We start from the raw sequence: 19,848 nt of genomic DNA, 5'->3' as shown, positions 1-19,848 counted from the left end.
GGCGGGAGGAGCGAAGCGCATCCCGCCGCACGGCCGTTGTACCGGCATTAAAAGTTGAATTGGCGGGATACGCCTGCGGCTCCTCCCGCCCTACGACAGCGACTCAAGGAAGACCGAATGCAACTCGAACAAAACACTTTCATCGTTACCGGCGGCGCCTCGGGACTCGGCGAGGCCACCGTGCGCGCTTTCCACTCGGCCGGCGCGAATGTCGTGATTGCCGACCTGAACACCTCGGCGGGCGAGAAGCTCGCCGACGAACTCGGTCCGCGTGCGGCCTTCCATCGCACGGACGTCGCTTCGGAAGCCGACGCGCGTGCTTGCGTCGAGCTTGCGCGGTCGCGCTTCGGTGCGTTGCAAGGCCTCGTGAACTGTGCCGGCATCGGCAACGCCGCGAAGGTGCTGGGCAAGGATGGCCCGCATCCGCTCGACATGTTCGCCCGCATCGTGAATATCAACCTCGTCGGCACCTTCAACATGATCCGCATCGCGTCCGACGCGATGGCTCAGGGCGCGGCGAACTCCGGCGGCGAGCGCGGCGTGATCATCAACACCGCCTCGGTCGCGGCCTACGACGGCCAGATCGGGCAGGCCGGCTACGCGGCGTCGAAGGGCGGCATCGTGTCGATGACGCTGCCGATCGCGCGCGAGCTCGCACGCTTCGGCATCCGCGTCGTGACGATCGCGCCGGGCCTGTTCCTCACGCCGATGATGAAAGGGCTGCCCGAGGACGTGCAGAAATCGCTGGGCGAGGCCGTGCCTTTCCCGCCGCGGCTGGGCGAACCGGCCGAGTATGCGCAGCTCGCACGTTCGATCGTCGAGAATGCGATGCTCAACGGCGAGACGATACGGCTGGACGGGGCGATCCGCCTCGCGCCGCGGTGAGCCTGGGCGTTGAGGGCGCGACAATGTGGGAGCGGCTTCAGCCGCGAAGCGGCCGTGCAGTGTGCGATACCGCCCATTCGCGGCTGAAGCCGCTCCCACAGGACAATCGGCTCCCACCGCCACTGCTGCCACTTCGTCTATAACCAATCCAACCCGGGCGACCGACCATGACCGAATACGCCGCGCCGCTGCGCGACATGCACTTCATCCTGCGTGAGCTTGCAGGGCTCGACACCGTCACGGCCCTGCCGGGCTGCGAGGAGGCCACGCCCGACGTCGTCGAGGCGATCCTCGACGAGGCGGGCAAGTTCGCCGCCGGCGTGCTCGCACCGATCAACCGCGCGGGCGACGAGCAGGGCTGCCGGGTGGAGGCGGACGGCCGGGTGACCACGCCGGAGGGCTGGACGGAGGCGTGGCAGCGGTACGTCGAGGCCGGCTGGATCGGGTTGTCGCTGCCGGTCGAATACGGCGGGCAGGGCCTGCCGAAGCTGGTGTCGACGCCGGTGTGGGAGATGTGGTTCTCCACCAACATGGCCTTCACGATGCTGCCGCAGTTGAACGTGAGCCAGGCCGAGGCGCTGCGCATCGCCGCGAGCGATCCACTGAAGCAGACCTGGCTGCACAAGGTCGTGAGCGGCGAGTGGGGCAGCACGATGAACCTTACCGAGCCGCAGGCGGGTTCGGATCTCGCGGCGACGCGCGCGCGCGCCGAACCGGCGGCCGACGGCAGCTACCGCGTCTTCGGCCAGAAAATCTTCATCTCCTGGGGCGAGCACGAACTCACCGAGAACATCGTGCATCTCGTGCTCGCGCGCCTGCCCGATGCGCCCGCAGGCGTGAAGGGCCTGTCGCTCTTCCTCGTGCCGAAATACCTGCTCGACGCCGACGGCCGGCCCGGCGAGAAGAACGACGTGCGCTGCATCTCGATCGAGCACAAGATGGGCATCCACGGCAGCCCGACCTGCACGATGAGCTACGGCGACGCTGGCGGGGCGGTGGGCTGGCTGGTCGGCGAGCCGAACCGCGGGCTCGAGACCATGTTCATCATGATGAACGAGGCGCGCTTCGGCGTCGGCGTGCAGGGCGCGGGGCTGGCCGAGCGCGCCTACCAGCTGGCGCTCGCCTATGCGCGCGAGCGCGTGCAGGGGCGCGATGCGATCACCGGCGAAGCGGGCAAGCCCATCCTGTGCCATCCCGACGTCAAGCGCATGCTGCTGTCGCTGCGCGCGCGCGTGATGGCGATGCGCGCGCTGCTCTACACCGCCGCGGCGTGGTTCGACACCGCCCACCATCACCCCGATGCCGAGGTCGCGGCCAAGGCGCAGCGCTACGTCGACCTGCTGATGCCGGTCGCAAAGGGCTGGTGCACCGAAACCGGGCAGCAGGCCTGCTGGGATGCGATCCAGGTGTTCGGCGGCATGGGCTTCGTCGAGGAGACCGGCATCGCGCAGTTCGCGCGCGACTCGCGCATCATCACGATCTACGAGGGCACAACGGGCATCCAGGCGAACGACCTGGTCGGGCGCAAGATCCTGCGTGAAGGCGGCGAGACGCTGCGCGAGCTGATCGCCGAACTGCGCACGACGATCTCCGCGCTGCGTGCCGAGCCGGGCTTCGGCCCCATCGTCGACGGGCTGGCCGAGAACGTCGGGGCGCTGAGCGAGGCGACGCACTGGCTGCTCGCGGCCGGCAAGGAGCGCTACGCCGAGGCGCTCGCAGCGGCCGTGCCTTTCCTGCATCTGCTCGGCACCGTCTGCGGCAGCTGGCAGATGGCGCGCCTCGCGCTCGCCGCGCGGCGGCGTCTGGCGGCCGGTGAGGGCGACGCCGCCTATCACGAGAGCCTGGTCGAGCTGACGTGTTTCTGGATGGCCACCTTCGCGCCCCAGGCCGCGGCGCAGCTGCGCACGGTGCAGTCCGCCGGTGCGCCGCTGTCGGCCTTCGACGACGCCATGCTCTGAGTTCCCTCCTCCCGTGCGCCATGCATTTGCCCTGCGATGGCGCAAAAAACCATTACAAATCAATGGTTATTATCCTGCTGATGTAGTTGGATACGGCGCGCCGATTTGCTATAGATACGTCATTGACGGGGACGTATGGCCCCGGTACGCCCCCGCTCCGCCGAGGGTGGGCCGCGTTCCCGAAGCGGGGAGTGCCTATGGCGATGGACGTGTGCGGTCTCCTGCTGGACGAGGCACCCGACGCATTCGTGGTGCAATCGCCGGAGGGGATCGTCCTGCACTGGAGCAGGAGCGCCGAATCGATCTTCGGGTATCCGGCTGACGAAGTCGTCGGGCGGGATCTGCTCGACCTCATGGTGCCCGCCGACCGTGCCGAGGAGGAATGCGGCCTGCGTCGCGATGCGCTGGAAAGCGGCTTTGCCGCGATCGAATCGCTGCGGCGCTGCAAGGACGGTTCCCTGGTTTTCGTCGCGATCAGTGCGAAGGCCGTGCGCGACGGACAGGGACGGCCGCAGTACCTGATCGTCTGTATGCTGGACGTCACGCAGCTCAAGGTGATGCGCGACGCCAAACTCGTCGACGCCCGCTACAGCAAGCTGCTGGAGTCCATGCCCGACGGCATCGTGCTGGTCAATGCGTCGGGGCGCATCGTGTTCGCGAACAGCCAGGCCGAGGCCATGTTCGGCTACGAGGCCGGGCACTTGCGCGGGCTGCCGGTCGAAATGCTGCTGCCCGAGCGCCTGCGCGGCGGGCATGTGGCGCATCGTTCGGCCTACTTCGGCCAGCTGCGCACACGGGCGATGGGCATGGGGCTGGAGCTGTACGGCCTGCGTCAGGACGGCAGCGAATTTCCGGTCGAGATCGGCCTCAGCCCGCTGGAGACGGGGGAGGGCACGCTGGTGACCAGTGCGATCCGCGACATCACCGAACGCAAGCGCATCGAGCGGGCGCTGCATGAGAAGAACGTCGAGCTCGCGAAAGCCAACGCTGCGAAGGACCGCTTCCTCGCGAGCATGAGCCACGAACTGCGCACGCCCCTGAATGCGATCATCGGCTTCACCGGTACGCTGCTGATGAAGCTGCCGGGGCCCTTGAACGAGGTGCAGGAAAAGCAGCTGCGCCGCGTCCAGTCGAGCGGCCAGCACCTGCTCGAACTCATCAACGACCTCCTCGACATCGCGAAAATCGAAGCCGGCAAGATCCAGCTGGTGATCGAACCCGTGGATTGCCGGGCGGTGATCGAGGACGTGGCCGCGACCTTGCGTCCGGCGGCGGAAGGCAAGGGGCTCGGCTTTGCCATCGAGGTCGTCGACGACGAGCTGAGGCTGTCGACCGACCGGCGCGCCTTCAGCCAGATCCTCATCAACCTGGTGCAGAACGCGATCAAGTTCACCGAGCGCGGCAGCGTCACCATCCGGCTCGCGCGGCGCGTCGAGGGCGAGCTCGCGCTGGTGGAAGTCAGCGTCCGCGACACCGGCACGGGCATCAGCGGGGAGGATCTTCAGCGCCTGTTCGCGCCGTTCGCGCGCATCACGCCGCGCAGCGGCAAGTTTGCCGAGGGCACCGGCCTCGGCCTGCACCTGAGCCAGAAGCTCGCCGGGGAAATGGGCGGGCGGATCACCGTTGCGAGCGCTCCGGGGGTCGGCAGCACCTTCGCGCTCGTGTTGCCGGAGGGATGACCATGGCGGCGCGCATTCTCCTCGTCGAAGACAATCCGGCGAACCTCGAGCTCGTGAGCTACCTGCTCGAAGCCTACGGCCACTCGGTGCTGATCGCCGAGGACGGCCGGCAGGGCCTGGAACTCGCCCGCAGGGAGCACCCCGAGCTCATCCTCAGCGATCTGCGCATGCCGGTGATGGACGGTTTCGAAATGCTTAGACACATCCGCGCGGACGCCACCCTGAACGCCGTCCCCGTGATTGCGGTCACAGCGTTCTCGATGTCGGGCGACCAGACTCGGGTCATGCTGGCGGGCTTCGACGGCTACATCTCCAAGCCCATCATTCCCGAGACCTTCGTCGGCGAGGTCGAAGCCTACCTGAAGGCCGGACGGCGCAAGGCCGGTCCGGCTGCCGACCCGTGAGGATGCATGCCGATGGCGAAGATCCTTGTCATAGACGACCATGCCGTGAATCGCGAACTCATCGTGGCCCTGGCCGGCTATGAGGGGCATGAGGCCTTCGAGGCGGGCGACGGCGCCGAGGGGCTCGCCATTGTGCGGGCGCAGCGTCCGCAGCTGGTCATCTGCGACATCCTCATGCCCAACGTCGACGGTTACGAGTTCGTGCGCCGGCTGCGCGCCGACCCCGAGATCGCCCACACGCGCGTGATCTTCTACACCGCCAACTACCAGGAACGCGAAGTGCGCAACCTCGCCGGCATCCTCGGCGTGTCGCGCATCCTCGTGAAACCCTGCAACCCGGACGAGATCGTCCGGACCATGAACGAAGTGCTCGCCGAGGCCGCGAAGGAAAGCCCGCCCGCGAGCGACAGCGAATTCGAGCGCGAGCATCTGCGCGTGCTCACCGACAAGCTCGCCGCGAAGGCCGAGGAGCTCGAGCGCCGCGCGGCGGATCTCGCAGGCGAGGTCGAAACCCGCAAGCTCGCCGAGAAGCAGTTGCGGCGCGTGCTGCGCGCGCGCAAGGTGATGGCCGAGTGCAACCGCACGCTGGTGCGCGCCACCGACGAGCGGCGGCTGCTCGCCGACATGTGCCGCTTCCTCGTCGAGATCGGCAACTACGGCATCGCGTGGGTGAGCCTCGCGTGGCACGACGCCGACTGCACCGTCGAGACGGTCGCCGCCGCGGGCGAAGGGGCCGCCCTGCTGAAATCCTTCCGCTTCTCGTGGGGCGACAACGCCTGCGGCAACGGCCCGGTGGGCGAGGCGGTGCGCACACGCGAACCGCAGGTCGTGCACGACATCGCGACCGACCCGCGCGTCGGGCGCTGGCGTGAGGCGGCGCTCGGGCGCGGCTACCAGGCCACCGCGGTGCTGCCGCTCGTGTTCGAGAATGAGGCCTTCGGCGTGCTGTGCATCGTCACGCGCGAGAAGCAAGCCTTCGATACGGACGAACTCGACCTCCTCGGCGAACTCGCCGACGACATTGCCTACGGCATCCACACGCTGCGCGCGCGTGTCGTGCAGCAGCGCACCGAGGAGACGCTGCGCCTGCGCAACCGCGCGATCGACGAAAGCATCAACGCCATCGTGATCAGTGCCGCCGACCGCGACGCCGACAACCCGGTGCTCTACGTGAACCCGGCCTTCACCCTGATGACCGGCTATGCGCCCGAGGAGATCGTCGGCCGCAACACGCGCCTGCTGATCGGCAGCGACTGGGACCAGCCCGACATCGAACGCCTGCGCGAGGCCGTGCGCCGCGGGCGCGATGCGCGGGTGACGCTGCGCTGCTACCGCAAGGACGGTTCGCTGTTCTGGAACGAAGTCTCGCTCGCATCGATGCACGACCCGAGCGGGCGGGTGTCGCACTTCATCTCGATCTTCAACGACCTCACCGACCGCAAACGCTACGAGGCGGAACTCGAACAACAGGCCAACCACGATGCGCTGACCGGGCTCGCCAACCGCAACCTGCTCAACGACCGCCTGCAGCAGGCGATGATCCACGCGCAGCGCAACGCCGGCGGGGTGGCCGTGATGCTGCTCGACATCGACCGTTTCAAGCTGATCAACGACAGCCTCGGCCACGCCGTCGGCGACGAACTGATCTGCGAGGTGGGGCGACGGCTCGCGGCCTGCGTGCGCCAGGGCGACACCGTCGCGCGCCTCGGGGGCGACGAGTTCATGATCGTGATGTCCGAGTTGTGGGCCGAAAGCGACGCCGCGTCGCTCGCGTCCAAGGTGCTGCAGGCCGTGTCGGCGCCGATGAAGCTGTCGGGCCATGAGATGGTCGTCACCGGCAGCCTCGGCGTCGCGTTGTACCCGCGCGACGGCGAGTCCGCGGCCGCGCTGGTGAAGAACGCCGACGTCGCGATGTACCGTGCCAAGGAACAGGGGCGCAACGACTTCCGCTTCTACGCGCCGGAGATGAACGCGCGCATGCTCGAACGACTGGAACTCGAAAACGGCCTGCGCCGGGCGCTCGACCAGGGCGAGCTGGAGCTGCACTACCAGCCCAAGGTCGAGCTCGCCAATGGGCGTGTGGTCGGCGCCGAGGCGCTGATCCGCTGGCGCCATCCGATCCTGGGCATGGTGTCGCCGGCCGATTTCATCCCGCTGGCCGAGGAAACGGGGCTCATCGTGCCGATCGGCGAATGGGTCATCAACACCGCGTGCCGCCAGTTGAAGGCCTGGCGCGAGGAGGGGCTGACGGGCGTCAGCGTCGCGGTCAATGTCTCGGCGCGGCAATTCCAGCAGGAGGATCTCGTCGGCGTGCTGGACGAGGCCTTGCGCGCGAGCGACGTCCCTGCGCGGCAGCTGCATCTCGAAGTCACCGAGAGCGGCGTCATGAGCAACCCGGAGCGGACCATCGTGATCCTGCGCACGCTCAAGGACATCGGCGTGCTGGTCTCGCTCGACGACTTCGGCACCGGCTATTCCAGCCTGAACTACCTCAAACGCTTCCTAATCGACAGCGTCAAGATCGACCAGTCCTTCGTCGCCGACCTCACGACTTCGTCGGAAGACGCGGCGATCGCGCGCATGGTCATCTCGCTCGCCCACAGCCTCAACCAGACCGTCGTTGCCGAAGGGGTCGAGACGGAAGCGCAGCTCGACTTCCTGCGCCGCCATCGCTGCGACGAGATGCAGGGCTACCTGTACAGCCGCCCGCTTCCCGCGGCCGACTTCGCGAACCTGATGCGCAACGGCGGATGCATGCCGCTGTCGCCGGCCACCCGGCTGCACTGAGGCGTGCTCGGCATATGACCGTGGGAGCGGCTTCAGCCGCGAATCGGCGCCTGGCGAGCCCCGCCGGTTGATTCGCGGCTGAAGCCGCTCCCACGGAATCGTGCCCCCCGACGATCTGCCCCCAACGCACCGCCTTCCCATAGAATGCGACTGCTTCCAGCCGCTTCACGGCCTCGCGCCGCCCGCCATGTCAGAAACTTCCCTGCGCGTCCTGTCGGTGATCCCGCCGATGACGCAACTCAACACCCCGTACCCCTCGACGGCCTACCTCACCGGCTTCCTGCGTTCGCGCGGCGTCGATGCGGTGCAGGAGGATCTCGCGCTCGCGCTGGTGCTGCGCCTGTTGTCGCGCGACGGGCTCTCCGCTATCCGCGAGCGCATCGAGGCGCTGCCCGAGCGCGAGCGCAGCCCGCGCGTGCAGGCCTTCCTCGCGCAGTTCGAGCGCTACCGCCTCACCATCGGCCCGGCGATCGCCTTCCTGCAGGGCCGCGATCCGACGCTCGCGAACCGCATCTGCGGGCGCAACTTCCTGCCCGAAGGCTCGCGCTTCGAATCGCTGGACGTGTATATCGACCCGGAAGGCGGCGACCCGCTGGCGTGGGCCTTCGGCGCGCTGGGGCTGGAAGACCGCGCCCGCCACCTCGCGACGCTCTACCTCAACGACGTCGCCGACGTGCTGCGCGAAGCGGTCGATCCGCGCTTCGAGTTCGTGCGCTACGCCGAGTCGTTGGCGCAGAGCCAGGCGAGCTTCGAGCCGCTCGCGCTGGCGCTGGCCGAGCCGCTCAACCTCGTCGACGAGACGCTGCGCGCGCTCACCCTCGATGCGCTCGCCCGCCACGCGCCGCAGCTCGTGCTGCTGTCCGTGCCCTTCCCCGGCGCGGTGTACGGCGCCTTCCGCATCGCCCAGGCGATCAAGGCGCACGATCCGAAGATCGTCACGGTGCTGGGCGGCGGCTTCGTGAACACCGAGCTGCGCGAGCTGAACGAGCCGCGCGTGTTCGACTACTTCGACTACGTGACGCTCGACGACGGCGAGCGCCCCATCCTCGCGCTGCTCGACCACCTCAAGGGCGGGCGAGGGCGTTCGCGCCTCGTGCGCACCTTTTTCCGCGATGCCGAGGGTGACACGGGCAAGAACGGCGACGTGCGCTACGTGAACCTCGGCGAGGCCGACATCGCCTTCGCCGAAGTCGGCACCCCAACCTGGGACGGCCTGCCGCTCGACCGCTACCTGTCGGTGCTCGACATGCTCAACCCCATGCACCGCCTGTGGTCGGACGGGCGCTGGAACAAGCTCACGGTCGCGCACGGCTGCTACTGGAAGAAGTGCAGCTTCTGCGACGTGAGCCTGGATTACATCTCGCGCTACGACGGCGCGAGCGCGAAGACCCTGGTCGACCGCATCGAGGCGATCATCGCCGAGACGGGCCAGACCGGCTTCCACTTCGTCGACGAGGCCGCGCCGCCCAAGGCCCTGAAAGCGCTCGCGCAGGAACTCCTCGACCGCGGCGTGGCGATCTCGTGGTGGGGCAACATCCGTTTCGAGAAATCCTTCTCGCCCGAGCTGTGCCAGCTGCTCGCGGAGAGCGGCTGCATCGCCGTGTCGGGCGGCCTGGAAGTCGCGTCCGACCGCCTGCTGCAGCTGATGAAGAAGGGCGTCTCGGTCGACCAGGTCGCGCGCGTCACCAACGCCTTCACCGAGGCCGGCATCCTCGTCCACGCCTACCTGATGTACGGCTTCCCGACGCAGACCGTGCAGGACACCGTCGATGCGCTCGAATACGTGCGCCAGCTGTTCGAGGCCGGCTGCATCCAGTCCGGCTTCTTCCACCGCTTCGCGTGCACGGTGCATTCACCGGTCGGCCAGAACCCGGACGAATACGGCGTGAAGCTCGTCCCGCTGCCGCCCGTGAGCTTCGCGAAGAACGACGTGCGCTTCATCGACCCCACCGGCGTCGATCACGACGCGCTGGGCGTGGCGCTCAACAAGGCGCTATACAACTATATGCACGGCATCGGCCTGGAGCAGGACGTGCGCGGCTGGTTCGCCGACCGCGTCCCGCGCCCCCGCGTGGCGCGCAACTTCATCGAACGGGCCTTGCGCTAACGTCATCCGGGACGCTCAGCCGGGCCCGGATTCCGGTATCACGCCGCGAACCTTCGCAGCGCAATACGTTCTAATGGCGATTCGGATTCATCGACCGGCCCGAAAACGGGTAGTGCCGCTACCGTCAGGGAGGTATCGGAAATGTCATTGATTTCGATAATAATTTTGCAATCACGGGGTTTTAGAATCGACCGGCAAATTGGCATCAGACCGCAACCGGACAGGTTTCAATGGAGGAGACAGCAATGAGCATGACAACGACCGAACGACTCTCGGCGATGGATCTGGAGAACGAGTTCATCCCGCCGATCGGGCAGGCCGAGGCAAACGACATGGCGTGGGATCAGCGCCTGAATGCCGAAGTAGCGTGGCAGCTTGCCCGCGCGACCGTCGACGATGGTCTCGCGCAGTGGACGGACCGCGCCGGGGAGGGCGCGCCGCGGCGCCTGCCGACGATGCGCACCATCGCGCGCATGAACACGGTCCTCGTGGCGCTGCGTGAGCGGATCTACCAGATCCAGAGCGAGGCCGCGAACATTGCGATCTCCGAGCTGGCGTCGCGGCAGGAGTCCGATCCCGCCGCATCGTCCGACGACGCGTTCTCGCCGCTGCATGCGCAGAGTGCGCGCCGGGTCGAGGCGCTCGCCGCTTCCTGCTATGAGCTGCTCGCCGCGGCACAGGGCAACCTCGCGGCAGTGGCGGGCAAGGTGCCGGCCGAGTATGCCAGCACCGGCCGTGCCGGGCTGGAGGACTCCCTGTACGCCGAGCGCCGCCTGCTCGACGCGGTCATCGACTTCCCGGATCGCCGCGCCGCGGCCTGAGCGTCGTAGTCGTCGATCGACGGTGGCGATTTAGCGCTTCAGCCGCGCGTCGCGGCGATTTCGTTCACCGTCGCGTCGATCAGCCACCGCGCGATGCTCATGCGGTGGGGCAGGCGCGGCAGGCGGTCGATCGTGAACCAGTCCGCGGCCTCGATCTCGTCGGCCTGCAGCGCGAGCTCGCCGCCGGCGTAATCGGCGACGAAGGCGATCATCAGGGAATGCGGGAAGGGCCAGGGCTGGCTGCCGAAATAGCGTACGTTGGCGATCTCGATACCGACCTCCTCTCGTACCTCGCGCGCCAGCGTCTGCTCCAGCGATTCGCCCGGCTCGACGAATCCGGCGAGCGCGCTGAACATGCCTTCGGGAAAGTGCGGCGAGCGCGCGAGCAAGAGTTCGTCGCCGCGCCGCACCAGCGCCATCATCGCCGGGGCGAGGCGCGGGTAGTGGACCATGCCGCAGCCCGGACACACACGCGAACGCTCGCCCGCATGCGGTTCGGTTGCCGTGCCGCAGCGGCCGCAGTAGCGGTGCGTGAGATCCCACTGCACGATCTGGATCGCACGTCCCGCCACCCCGAACACCGTTTCGTCGAGCCGGCCGAACAGGCTGCGCAGGTCGCGCCATTCCATGCCTTCCGGGGCCGGCGCTTCCTGTGCGACGGGGGCGGCGTAGCAGTGCCGTCCGGCGAGTTGCCCGACGTAGTGCTGCGGGCCGGCTGGATCCAGTCCGCCCGGCTCGCTGCGCGCCGGCACGCGGGTGTCGCCCTCGCCGGCGAACACGAGCAGGGCATTGTTGCGGAATACGAAGCACAGGTCGTCGTCGGCGAGCGGGTCGGGCGAGAGGTGTCCGGGCATGAACATGGGGGCGTGCAGTGGCGTCGGGTGGATGTTGCGGTCATGATGCGCGGCGCACCGCGGGTGCGCAACCGCGCAGCCCGTGAATTGATATTGCTCAGGGGAACGGCGCCCGTCCTGGGCTATGGTGGGCCTTTCGGCGACGAGAGGGAGCGTTTCGACATGAGCAGCGGCGCATGGAGTTGTCCGCACGACCTCGATGGCGTGTGCCAGCGTGTGCAGGGCGCAGTGTGCGCGCCCGGTATGCGTGGCTGCGTGCTCGAAGGCAAGGTGCGTTTCGCCCGCGAGGAGATGAATCTCCCGCGCAAGCCCGTGAAGGCCGTGAAGCCGGAGCCCGCGAAGAAACCGGCCCAGCCTCCGAAGCGCCGCCTGCCGTTCTGAGGCGCGGCGCCACCCGTGAGGTGGGCAGCGGCGCGTCGGGCGGTCAGAACGGCATGATCAGACGGAACCAGGCCTTGTCGCCCTGGAAGCGGTTCTCGGCCTCGCTCTCGTGCTGCAGCTGGCCGATGAACATGGTGCCGCCCTTGGTCGTGTAGCTGACGCTGGGGCCGATCGCGAAGACTTCACCCTTGCGTCCGGACGACCACGGACCGATCGCGGAAGAGATCGTGTCGCCGTCGAGCTTGTCGTTGGTCGTCTGCTTCACGTAGTAGCCCGACAAGCCCACGCCCCACGGGCCGAAGCGCTTGCCGACGAGGTAGTCCATGCGGAATTCGTCGCCCGACTCGTAATCCATCTTCGGCGCGCCCGGGGCGGGGCGGAAGTCCTTGTTCTTCGCCTTGATGTTGTACATGAACTTGCCGGACAGCTCCCATCCGGTATCCGAAATCCAGGTCACCGCGAGGACCGGCTCCACGCTCCAGTAGTTGGTGCCGATGCTCTTGATCGGCTGCCCCGACTTGTATTCGCCTGTCGGGGCGAAGAAATCGAGGGCGAAGACCCAGTGCAGGTTGCCGGCATGCCAGCCAATCACGAGCGGTGAGAACAGCATGTCGCCGATACCGGTGACGGTCTCGCTGTCGCCGAGCGTCAGCTTCTGCTGCACGACGGGCAGGATGGCCTGTACCGCCCAGTCTCCGCCGAGGATCTTCGCGTTCGTGACCTTGACGACGCGCATCGCATCGAACCAGGCGCTGACGCCGGTGCCGGGAACCTTGTCGCCGTCGCCGTCGCGCAGGCTATCGGCGTGGTAGTAGCCGAAGTAGTTGAGAAAATAGTTTCCCGGTGGCGGTAGTGCGCCCGCCACCCAGTTCTCGCTTCCGTGCGGATACTGGTCACCCCCTTCCTTCGCGAGTGCATTGCCGATGAGCAGCCCCGACAGGGCCAGTGCGACGCCGATTTGCTTGAGTCTCATGCCTCCTCCTTGATTTTTTGTGTGCGATGCCGTCGTTGGCCGAATCGGGGTGTTGCCGTCCCTGGCCTCGGCCGGGCCATTGCGGATACGTGTTGCGGAAGCGGGCTCAGGCCGCGCGATTCACGTGGAAGCGCTTGGCCTTCATGTCGAAGCGCGGCAGGACGTTGCGTCCGACGTTATGCACGCGCGGGCGGAACGCAAGCACCGAGTCGAGGCGTTCGGCGATTGAGTGCACGACCGCAGGGTCCGCGCCTTCGCACAGCTCGACCTCGATGTCCATCTCGTCCATGTGCTTGACCTTGCTGACGGTGATGCGGAACTCGTCGACCTCGACGAACTTGCGGATGATGTTCTCCACGCCGGCCGGGAAGACATTCACGCCGCGCACGGTCACCATGTCGTCCGCGCGGCCAAGGATGCCGCCCTGGAAGCGCATGAAGCTGCGGCCGCAGGAGCAGGGGTCGAGATTCACCTCGACGAGGTCGCCGGTGCGGTAGCGGATCAGCGGGAAACCCCAGCGGCCGAGGTTGGTGATCACGAGCTCGCCGCGTTCTCCCGGCTTCACTGCTTCGCCGGTCTTCGGGTTGATGACTTCGGCGATGAACTCGGATTCGATCAGGTGCGTGCCGCCGGGTTGGTGCTCGCACTCGAAGGAATGCGCGCCGATCTCGGAAGCTCCCGCGTGATCGAAGCACTTCGCTGACCATGACGATTCGATGCGCTGCTTGGTGGCCGGAATGTTCGCGCCCGGCTCGCCAGCATGCACCGTCGACTTCATCTTGATCGAGCTCATGTCGAAGCCGTGTTCGCGCGCGACCTCGGCAAGCCGCAGCGCATAGGTCGGCGTACAGCACAGCACCGTCGCGCCGGTCTCGCGCATCAGCTCCAGGCGCTGCAGCGAATCGCGGCCGCCGCCCGGGATCATCACCGCGCCGAGCTTGCGCGCGCCTTCGAGCGCCGCCCAGAAGCCGATGAAGGGGCCGAACGCGAAGGCGAGGAAGACGCGATCACTCGCATCCACGCCGGAGCCCGCGAGCACGTGCGCCCAGCACTTCGCCCACCAGTCCCACGAATCCTGCGTGTCGAGCACCTTCAGCGGCACGCCCGTGGTACCCGAGGTCTGGTGTAGCCGCGTGTAGTGCTCGACCGGGTAGGTCAGATTGGTGCCGAAGGGCCCGTTCGCCGCCTGGTCCTCCATCAGCTCGGACTTCATCGTCAGCGGCAGGCGCGCGAGATCGTCGAGGGTGCGGATGTCCCGCGGCTCGATGCCGGCAGCCTTCCATTTGTCGCTGTAGAAGCGGTTCTTGCCCCACAGCTCGGCCATCATCGCCTGCAGCTTCTGCAATTGCAGCGCGCGGAGCTGTTCGCGGGGCAGGGTTTCGGTGACCTGATCGAAATACGCCATGACTGTCTTCCTCGAAATTCTGGACGAACCGCCCCCCGGCGATGCCGTCCGGGTTCGGGAAGGGGCATTGCCGTACGGCGGATGCTGCGGAGTTGTCGGGGGTACGCGCGTTGGCGCGGCGGCGGGCGATCAGCCGGAGGGGTGCGGTGTCGGGGCAGTCATCGTTATCTCCTCATCATTGTCCTGGCGCTCGTGTGGCGCCCCCATTTCCATGGTGCGGTGACTTCCTGGATGACCTCGTGGAACCAGCGGTCCAGCAGCGGCGCGCCTTCGGGCGACGGCTGGATCGGCAGCTGGCCCGGCGCGATGAGCGCCAGTTCGCCCGCGTCGTCGCCCGCAACCGGTTCGCCCGCGACCGAGTGCGCGCGGAAGGCGAGGATCACGGCGCGCACGCCGGTCTGCGAATACACGCCGATCAGCCCGTCGACGGCGACCTCCAGACCGGTCTCCTCGCGCGCCTCGCGCACGACGGCGCCCTCGAGCGATTCGCCTAGCTCGACATAGCCTCCGGGCGGCGCCCAGTACCCTGCGAGCGGATCGAGATTGCGGCGGATCAGCACCAGCTGTTCGGCGTGCTCGATCACGGCCAGCACGACCGGCGAGGGCTTGTGAAAGACGGTCTCGCCGCACGCCGGACAGGTTTCGCGCTCGCGGCCGTGGATCTTCGCGAGGACCAGCGGCGTGCTGCATTGCGGGCAGAACTTGTGGGCCATCATGGTTCTCCTTGAAGGGTCAGGCGGCCGCGGCGCCGTCGCGGGCGGAATGGAAGAGATCGAGGCGCAGGTTCACAAGGTCACCGTCCTGCAGCCCGAGCGTCTCGCGGATCGGCAGCGGCGCGACGATCTCGAACTTGTCGTCGGGATAGTCGGGCATCTCGGGGAACACGACGGCGCCGGTGAGGTGACCCGCGATGCTCACGCCGAAGCACTTCGCGGCGCAGAAGCCGTCGCGCGGTGTGATCGCGATCCCCGTGGCGGCGCGCAGGTGCGCGCGTGCCCAATCCCAGGCGCCGCCCCGCATGCGCAGGTTGAAGGTGCCGGGCCAGGGGATGAAACCGAGCTTCTGGCGGAATTCGGCAACGACCCAGTCGATCGCAGTGAAGCGCGAGCCTTCGCCGAGGCCCTGCGTGACTTCGCCTTCGAGTTCGAGGCGGGTTGCGGTGGTCATCATGTAGCGAATCCTTATTGCGTGGGTGCGGTTCGTCGGGGCGGTTCTGTGGGAGCGGCTTCAGCCGCGAATCGGCGTTGCTTCGCGGCTGAAGCCGCTCCCACAAGGAGACGTCGCCGGATCAACGCGATTTCGCCAGCTCCCGTTCCTCGTTGCCGGTCCAGCGTCCGAACAGGTCGACGTCGAGGTCGAACTGGTCGAGCACCTTGGTCACCGACTGGTTGATGATGTCGTCGATGGTCTTCGGCCGGTGGTAGAAGGCGGGTAGTGGCGGCACCAGCACGGCACCGGTCTCCGTGGCCTGCGTCATCAATCGCAAATGGCCGAGGTGCAGCGGCGTCTCGCGCAGCATCAGCACGAGCTTGCGTCGCTCTTTCAGCGTGACGTCGGCGGCGCGGATGAGGAGATTCGTGTTGAAGCAGTTGGCGACCGCGGATAGCGTCTTGATCGAGCAGGGCGCGATGATCATGCCGGCGTGCTTGAACGAGCCGCTCGCGATGGACGCGCCGACGTCGTTGTTGTCATGCACGCAGGAGGCGAGGCGCTTGACGTCGTTGATCGAGTAGTCCGTCTCGTAGACGATCGTGCGCTTGGCCGAGTCCGACATCACGAGGTCGGTCTCGACGCCGATCTGCTTGAGGGCTTCGAGGATGCGGATGCCGTAGATCGCACCGCTTGCTCCGGAAATGCCGACGACGATTCTCATGGTGCGTGTCTCCATCAATTGCGCAGCGTTGCGAGCAGGGCCTGCGCCTTCGCGAGTGCGGCGGCGGGCAGGGTGATGCGGTCGAATTCGGGGCCGGCGCCGCGCGTGGCGACGAAGCCGGCCTTGGAGCCGGCGCTGCTGCCGGCTGATGACGGGTCGATGACGTAGCCTTCGGCGCCGCCGATGATCACGGTGTCGCGTTCGGGCAGGTAGCGCGTCGCCATCGCCCACGCAACTTCGCGCGGATCGCGGATGTTCACATCGTCATCGACGACGGTCACGGTCTTGAGGCGCTTGTCGAGGTTCAGCGCGAGCATGATCAGGCGCCGCACCTCGTGGCGCTGGCAGCCCTTCACGGCGATCGCGGCCGAGAAACCCGCGGTGCCACCGGTGAGGTCGAGATCGACGACGCCGGCGACCATGGTCTGCAACTGGCCCAGCAGTTCGGTGCCGGCGGCAAGCGAGAGCAGGGTGTCGACGTCGCCCGACCACGGGCACAGGCCGGGGTAGATGAAGTTGTCGCGGTGCGTGACCGCTGTGACCTCGATCACCGGGCTGACGTTGGTGAAGTAGTAGCCGGTGTTCTCGCCGAACGGGCCTTCGCTTTCCCGCACGCCGGGCAGGATGCGGCCTTCGATGACGATTTCGGCGCGCGCTGGGACTTCGACATCCACGCTGCGCGCGCGCACCAGCTCGACCGGCTCGCCGCGCAAACCGCCGGCGATCGCCATCTTGTCCGGCCCCTGCGGCCCGCTGCGCACGACGGAGGCGAGCAGGGTCGCCGGCTCCAGCCCGAGCGCGATCGCGACGTCGAGCGGACGTCCCGCCGCTTCGGCGTTGGCGTGGAACTGCGACAGCGGCGGATTCGCGAGCAGCACGCCGAGCCGGCGTCCACCCTTCACCATCATGCGATGGATGCCCATGCCGCGGCGTCCGGTCGCGGGGTCGGTGCACAGCACCACGCCGGTCGTGATGAAGGGGCCGCCGTCCTTCTCGTGATGGGTCAGGATGGGCAGTAGCGAGAGCAACTCGTCGGGGGATTCATGTACGACTTCGTGCACCGGCGCGTGCTTCGCTTGGACCGGAGCAACCGCGCGCTGCTTGTTGTCCAGCCACGTCTGCGCGAGGCGTTCCTCGGTGGTGCCGAAGGCGCGGGCGACACGGTGGCGGGCGCCGAACAGGTTGCCCGCGACCCGTGCGCCCGGGTAGCCGCGCACGTTCTCGAAGATCGCCGCGGGCGCGTCCGCCGGCAGGCTGCGCAGCACGGCAGCGATCTCGAACTTCGGGTCGAACTCGTCGCGCACGTGCAGGAGGTCATCGCCGAGGTCGGCCAGGAAACTGCGCAGGTCGGGGTAGGCCATCGTTTTCGCGTTCCGTTCGATGATGTGTGGATGCTTCGGGCGAGCCTCGCGGCCCGCCCGGTTCGGACTGCTTACCGGTACTGCGCCGGCAAGCGCTCCACCCGCTCGATCACGCGGATCGAGAACTTCCGATCACTCAACTGACCACGCCCCAGCCGCACCTGCAGGCTGTCGGCGAACTGGTCGAGCTTGCTCGACACCTCCACCTTCGCGCGCTGGTAGGTGTACTTGTGCAGCCCGTCGTTGAGCGTGCGGATCGTCAGCTCCAGCTCCTTGCCCTCGGCCAGTTCCGCGAGGTCCATCACGAACACTTCCCACTTGTTTGCCATGACCGCTCCTTATTTCTTCGCGCCGCGGAAGCCGTAATCGGCCCAGCTGTTGAGGACCTTTTCCTGGATGTCCTTCGGGTACACGTTCTTGAAGCTGACGATCGTCGGCACGTCGTTGGTCTTGTCCCAATCCACCGGCCACAGGCAGTCGAACAGCACCTGCGAGCCGATCGAGTACTTGCGGTCGTGTGGCGTCGCATGCGGATAGAGCGCCGTGCCGGTCGTGTTCTTGAAGACATGGATGCCGCGCTCCGGATTGCAGCGCGTGCAGAACGCGTGATAGACCTCGTCCCAGTTGAAGATGTCGGTCTGGTCATCGACCACCATCACCATGTGGAACCACGGGCCCAGCTTGGAGCCGAAGGCGAGCTGTGCGATCTGCATCGCGATGCCGGCGTAGGTCGGCTTCACGCCGACGATCATCATGTGGTGCGTCGAGCGCGGGTGCATATAGACGCCGGTCACCGGGATGCCCTGGCTCTTCAGCAGCTTCTCGAGCTCCAGTCCGAGGGAGAACGAGCGCAGCAGCTGCCCCTCGTCCTGCGGCACGCCCATGTTCGAGATCGTCATCGTCGCGTTGTTGCGATAGGTGATCGCATCGACGCGGAAGGTCACGCGGAAGTCGCGCGGGCTGGTGCGGTAGCCGGTGTATTCGCCGAACGGGCCTTCCTCGACCTTGTAGTCGGGCAGGATCATGCCCTCGATGATGATCTCGGCGTCTGCCGGGACTTCGAGGTCGTTCGTCTCGCACTTCACGAGGCGCACCGCTTCGCCCGACAACATGCCGCACAACTCGGGCTCGGGGATCGGGGAGGGCGCGCACGCCGCCATCGCGGCCAGCGGCGACAGCCCGATCGCGGTCGCGAAGGGGCAGCCCTCGCCGCGCGGCAGGTAGTAGTCGGTCAGCGTCTTACCGAGGTCCGAGAACGGGAACACCGCGCCGCTCATCGTGCGGCCGTCCCACATCATCTGCCGGTACATGCCCCAGTTCACATCGCCGCGCACCGGGTGCTTGGTGATGACGCCGTGCCAGGTGCCGACGTAGCGCCCGCCGTCGCCGTCATGCACCAGCGGCACCGGCAGCTTGCACAGGTCCACGTCGTCGCCGAGCAGGATGTTTTCCTTGCAGGGTGCGTCGCGCTTGTCGATGACCACCGGCGCGATCGGCTCGCTGTTCGTGCGCTTCAGGTACTCCGCGCCGATCTGCGGCAAGGTCGATGCCGGATCCATGCCCAGCGCGATCGCCATGCGACGGTAGGTCGACAAGGGCGCCCCGAAGTAGCTGAAGCCCGGGTAGTCCTTGATGTTCTCCATGAAGGGCGCAGCTTCGCCGAGTTCGCACACGCGGCGCACGATCGCGCCGGCCTCGTTGTCCCAATCCACTTCCTGCTTGATGCGCACCGCGTCGCCGGACTTGACGCACGCCTCGACGAATTCACGGTTGTTGCGGGGTGCCGAAATCTTTCCCACGTCTGTCTCCTTGGTGAGGAATATGCTGTTCGCTTCGGTGATATCAGTGGATCTTCGAGAGCATCGCGTCCCACTTGCCCTGCGCTTTCAGGATCAGCTCGGCGACCTCGCGCACTGCGCCGTACCCGCCGCGTGCCGTCGTCACGTATGCCGCGGCTTCCTTGACATCCGCGACCGCGTCCCCGACGGCGACGGGCAGCCCGACGCGCTTCATCATCGACAGATCCACCAGGTCGTCGCCGACGTAGCACACCTCGGCGTCGGAGATGTTCATCTCCTCCAGCATCTGCGCGTAGGGTTCGGTCTTCTTCTTGATCCCTTCGTGGAAGCGCTTGATCTTCAGCTCCTCCGCGCGATGGCGCACCGCACCGGACTTCTTCGACGTGATGATCGCGACCTCGACGCCGCACAGCTGCAGCACGATCACGCCCATGCCGTCCTTGATGTCGAAGTTGCGCGACTCGACGCCCTCGTCGTTGATGACGATGCGCCCGTCGGTCATGACCCCGTCGACGTCGAGGATCACCAGCTTGATGTTCTTGGCCTTTTCCATGTCTCCGA

General features: G+C 67.1%; 18 protein-coding genes. 8 read left to right on the top strand and 10 right to left on the bottom strand.

From position 1 onward, the window contains the following. Positions 1-117 precede the first annotated feature (117 nt). The 7 genes from F464_RS0111215 to F464_RS0111180 all read left to right on the top strand — a co-directional run bounded on the left by F464_RS0111215 (position 118) and on the right by F464_RS0111180 (position 10,641). Positions 118-885: a 3-hydroxyacyl-CoA dehydrogenase gene (locus tag F464_RS0111215; protein ID WP_018989903.1), complete on the top strand. Its 768-nt coding sequence runs from the start codon at positions 118-120 to the stop codon at positions 883-885. Positions 886-1,052: 167 nt separating this feature from the next. Next, entirely contained in the window at positions 1,053-2,843 is a 1,791-nt protein-coding gene (locus F464_RS0111205; RefSeq protein ID WP_018989902.1) for an acyl-CoA dehydrogenase, read from the top strand. 197 nt (positions 2,844-3,040) lie between these two features. After that, positions 3,041-4,522: a PAS domain S-box protein gene (locus F464_RS0111200; protein WP_018989901.1), complete on the top strand. Its 1,482-nt coding sequence runs from the start codon at positions 3,041-3,043 to the stop codon at positions 4,520-4,522. A 2-nt stretch (positions 4,523-4,524) separates the two neighbouring features. After that, positions 4,525-4,926: a response regulator gene (locus tag F464_RS0111195; RefSeq protein ID WP_018989900.1), complete on the top strand. Its 402-nt coding sequence runs from the start codon at positions 4,525-4,527 to the stop codon at positions 4,924-4,926. 12 nt (positions 4,927-4,938) lie between these two features. Further along, positions 4,939-7,713 (top strand): two-component system response regulator, encoded by a 2,775-nt coding sequence (locus tag F464_RS0111190; protein WP_026295925.1) that lies wholly within the window; start codon positions 4,939-4,941, stop codon positions 7,711-7,713. A 187-nt stretch (positions 7,714-7,900) separates the two neighbouring features. Then, entirely contained in the window at positions 7,901-9,820 is a 1,920-nt protein-coding gene (locus F464_RS0111185) for a B12-binding domain-containing radical SAM protein (RefSeq protein ID WP_018989898.1), read from the top strand. A 245-nt stretch (positions 9,821-10,065) separates the two neighbouring features. Beyond that, positions 10,066-10,641 (top strand): hypothetical protein, encoded by a 576-nt coding sequence (locus F464_RS0111180; RefSeq protein ID WP_018989897.1) that lies wholly within the window; start codon positions 10,066-10,068, stop codon positions 10,639-10,641. A gap of 38 nt (positions 10,642-10,679) precedes the next feature. On the opposite strand, the gene nudC is transcribed toward F464_RS0111180, so the two are convergent. Continuing rightward, a complete protein-coding gene (gene nudC, locus F464_RS0111175; protein WP_018989896.1) occupies positions 10,680-11,501 on the bottom strand; it encodes an NAD(+) diphosphatase in 822 nt (273 codons plus the stop codon). A gap of 156 nt (positions 11,502-11,657) precedes the next feature. Between nudC and F464_RS0111170 the strand changes: the two genes are divergently transcribed. Then, positions 11,658-11,876: a hypothetical protein gene (locus tag F464_RS0111170; RefSeq protein WP_026295927.1), complete on the top strand. Its 219-nt coding sequence runs from the start codon at positions 11,658-11,660 to the stop codon at positions 11,874-11,876. A gap of 43 nt (positions 11,877-11,919) precedes the next feature. Here F464_RS0111170 and F464_RS0111165 read toward each other — a convergent pair whose 3' ends face one another. The 9 genes from F464_RS0111165 to ppcD form a co-directional block, all read right to left on the bottom strand. Further along, the gene (locus F464_RS0111165) at positions 11,920-12,849 is read right to left on the bottom strand and encodes a SphA family protein (protein ID WP_018989894.1); all 930 of its coding nucleotides are present in this window, start codon (positions 12,847-12,849) and stop codon (positions 11,920-11,922) included. A gap of 106 nt (positions 12,850-12,955) precedes the next feature. Beyond that, entirely contained in the window at positions 12,956-14,254 is a 1,299-nt protein-coding gene (locus F464_RS0111160) for a phenylacetate--CoA ligase family protein (RefSeq protein WP_018989893.1), read from the bottom strand. Between the two features lie 164 nt (positions 14,255-14,418). Continuing rightward, positions 14,419-14,970, bottom strand: a complete 552-nt coding sequence (locus F464_RS0111155; RefSeq protein ID WP_232428887.1) for an NUDIX hydrolase — start codon at positions 14,968-14,970, stop codon at positions 14,419-14,421. 16 nt (positions 14,971-14,986) lie between these two features. After that, positions 14,987-15,424 (bottom strand): DUF120 domain-containing protein, encoded by a 438-nt coding sequence (locus F464_RS0111150; protein ID WP_018989891.1) that lies wholly within the window; start codon positions 15,422-15,424, stop codon positions 14,987-14,989. Between the two features lie 118 nt (positions 15,425-15,542). Then, the gene (locus F464_RS0111145) at positions 15,543-16,127 is read right to left on the bottom strand and encodes a UbiX family flavin prenyltransferase (protein WP_018989890.1); all 585 of its coding nucleotides are present in this window, start codon (positions 16,125-16,127) and stop codon (positions 15,543-15,545) included. A 14-nt stretch (positions 16,128-16,141) separates the two neighbouring features. Next, positions 16,142-17,488 (bottom strand): UbiD family decarboxylase, encoded by a 1,347-nt coding sequence (locus tag F464_RS0111140; protein WP_018989889.1) that lies wholly within the window; start codon positions 17,486-17,488, stop codon positions 16,142-16,144. Positions 17,489-17,559: 71 nt separating this feature from the next. Next, entirely contained in the window at positions 17,560-17,817 is a 258-nt protein-coding gene (gene ppcG, locus F464_RS0111135) for a phenylphosphate carboxylase subunit gamma (RefSeq protein WP_018989888.1), read from the bottom strand. A 9-nt stretch (positions 17,818-17,826) separates the two neighbouring features. Next, a complete protein-coding gene (gene ppcA, locus F464_RS0111130; RefSeq protein WP_018989887.1) occupies positions 17,827-19,287 on the bottom strand; it encodes a phenylphosphate carboxylase subunit alpha in 1,461 nt (486 codons plus the stop codon). Positions 19,288-19,330: 43 nt separating this feature from the next. Then, positions 19,331-19,840: a phenylphosphate carboxylase subunit delta gene (ppcD, locus tag F464_RS0111125; protein WP_018989886.1), complete on the bottom strand. Its 510-nt coding sequence runs from the start codon at positions 19,838-19,840 to the stop codon at positions 19,331-19,333. Positions 19,841-19,848: the final 8 nt, after the last annotated feature.

This window comes from Aromatoleum toluclasticum ATCC 700605 (genome assembly GCF_000378245.1).
Lineage (GTDB): Bacteria > Pseudomonadota > Gammaproteobacteria > Burkholderiales > Rhodocyclaceae > Aromatoleum > Aromatoleum toluclasticum.
Note: the sequence above shows the minus strand (reverse complement) of the source record. Positions and strands in the feature narration are given on the sequence as shown.

Bases quoted from the DNA above. Each gene is read 5' to 3' on its own strand.
- F464_RS0111215 (WP_018989903.1), top strand. From the start codon at position 118: ATGCAACTCGAACAAAACACTTTCATCGTTACCGGCGGCGCCTCGGGA.
- F464_RS0111205 (WP_018989902.1), top strand. From the start codon at position 1,053: ATGACCGAATACGCCGCGCCGCTGCGCGACATGCACTTCATCCTGCGT.
- F464_RS0111200 (WP_018989901.1), top strand. From the start codon at position 3,041: ATGGCGATGGACGTGTGCGGTCTCCTGCTGGACGAGGCACCCGACGCA.
- F464_RS0111195 (WP_018989900.1), top strand. From the start codon at position 4,525: ATGGCGGCGCGCATTCTCCTCGTCGAAGACAATCCGGCGAACCTCGAG.
- F464_RS0111190 (WP_026295925.1), top strand. From the start codon at position 4,939: ATGGCGAAGATCCTTGTCATAGACGACCATGCCGTGAATCGCGAACTC.
- F464_RS0111185 (WP_018989898.1), top strand. From the start codon at position 7,901: ATGTCAGAAACTTCCCTGCGCGTCCTGTCGGTGATCCCGCCGATGACG.
- F464_RS0111180 (WP_018989897.1), top strand. From the start codon at position 10,066: ATGAGCATGACAACGACCGAACGACTCTCGGCGATGGATCTGGAGAAC.
- nudC (WP_018989896.1), bottom strand. From the start codon at position 11,501: ATGTTCATGCCCGGACACCTCTCGCCCGACCCGCTCGCCGACGACGAC.
- F464_RS0111170 (WP_026295927.1), top strand. From the start codon at position 11,658: ATGAGCAGCGGCGCATGGAGTTGTCCGCACGACCTCGATGGCGTGTGC.
- F464_RS0111165 (WP_018989894.1), bottom strand. From the start codon at position 12,849: ATGAGACTCAAGCAAATCGGCGTCGCACTGGCCCTGTCGGGGCTGCTC.
- F464_RS0111160 (WP_018989893.1), bottom strand. From the start codon at position 14,254: ATGGCGTATTTCGATCAGGTCACCGAAACCCTGCCCCGCGAACAGCTC.
- F464_RS0111155 (WP_232428887.1), bottom strand. From the start codon at position 14,970: ATGATGGCCCACAAGTTCTGCCCGCAATGCAGCACGCCGCTGGTCCTC.
- F464_RS0111150 (WP_018989891.1), bottom strand. From the start codon at position 15,424: ATGATGACCACCGCAACCCGCCTCGAACTCGAAGGCGAAGTCACGCAG.
- F464_RS0111145 (WP_018989890.1), bottom strand. From the start codon at position 16,127: ATGAGAATCGTCGTCGGCATTTCCGGAGCAAGCGGTGCGATCTACGGC.
- F464_RS0111140 (WP_018989889.1), bottom strand. From the start codon at position 17,488: ATGGCCTACCCCGACCTGCGCAGTTTCCTGGCCGACCTCGGCGATGAC.
- ppcG (WP_018989888.1), bottom strand. From the start codon at position 17,817: ATGGCAAACAAGTGGGAAGTGTTCGTGATGGACCTCGCGGAACTGGCC.
- ppcD (WP_018989886.1), bottom strand. From the start codon at position 19,840: ATGGAAAAGGCCAAGAACATCAAGCTGGTGATCCTCGACGTCGACGGG.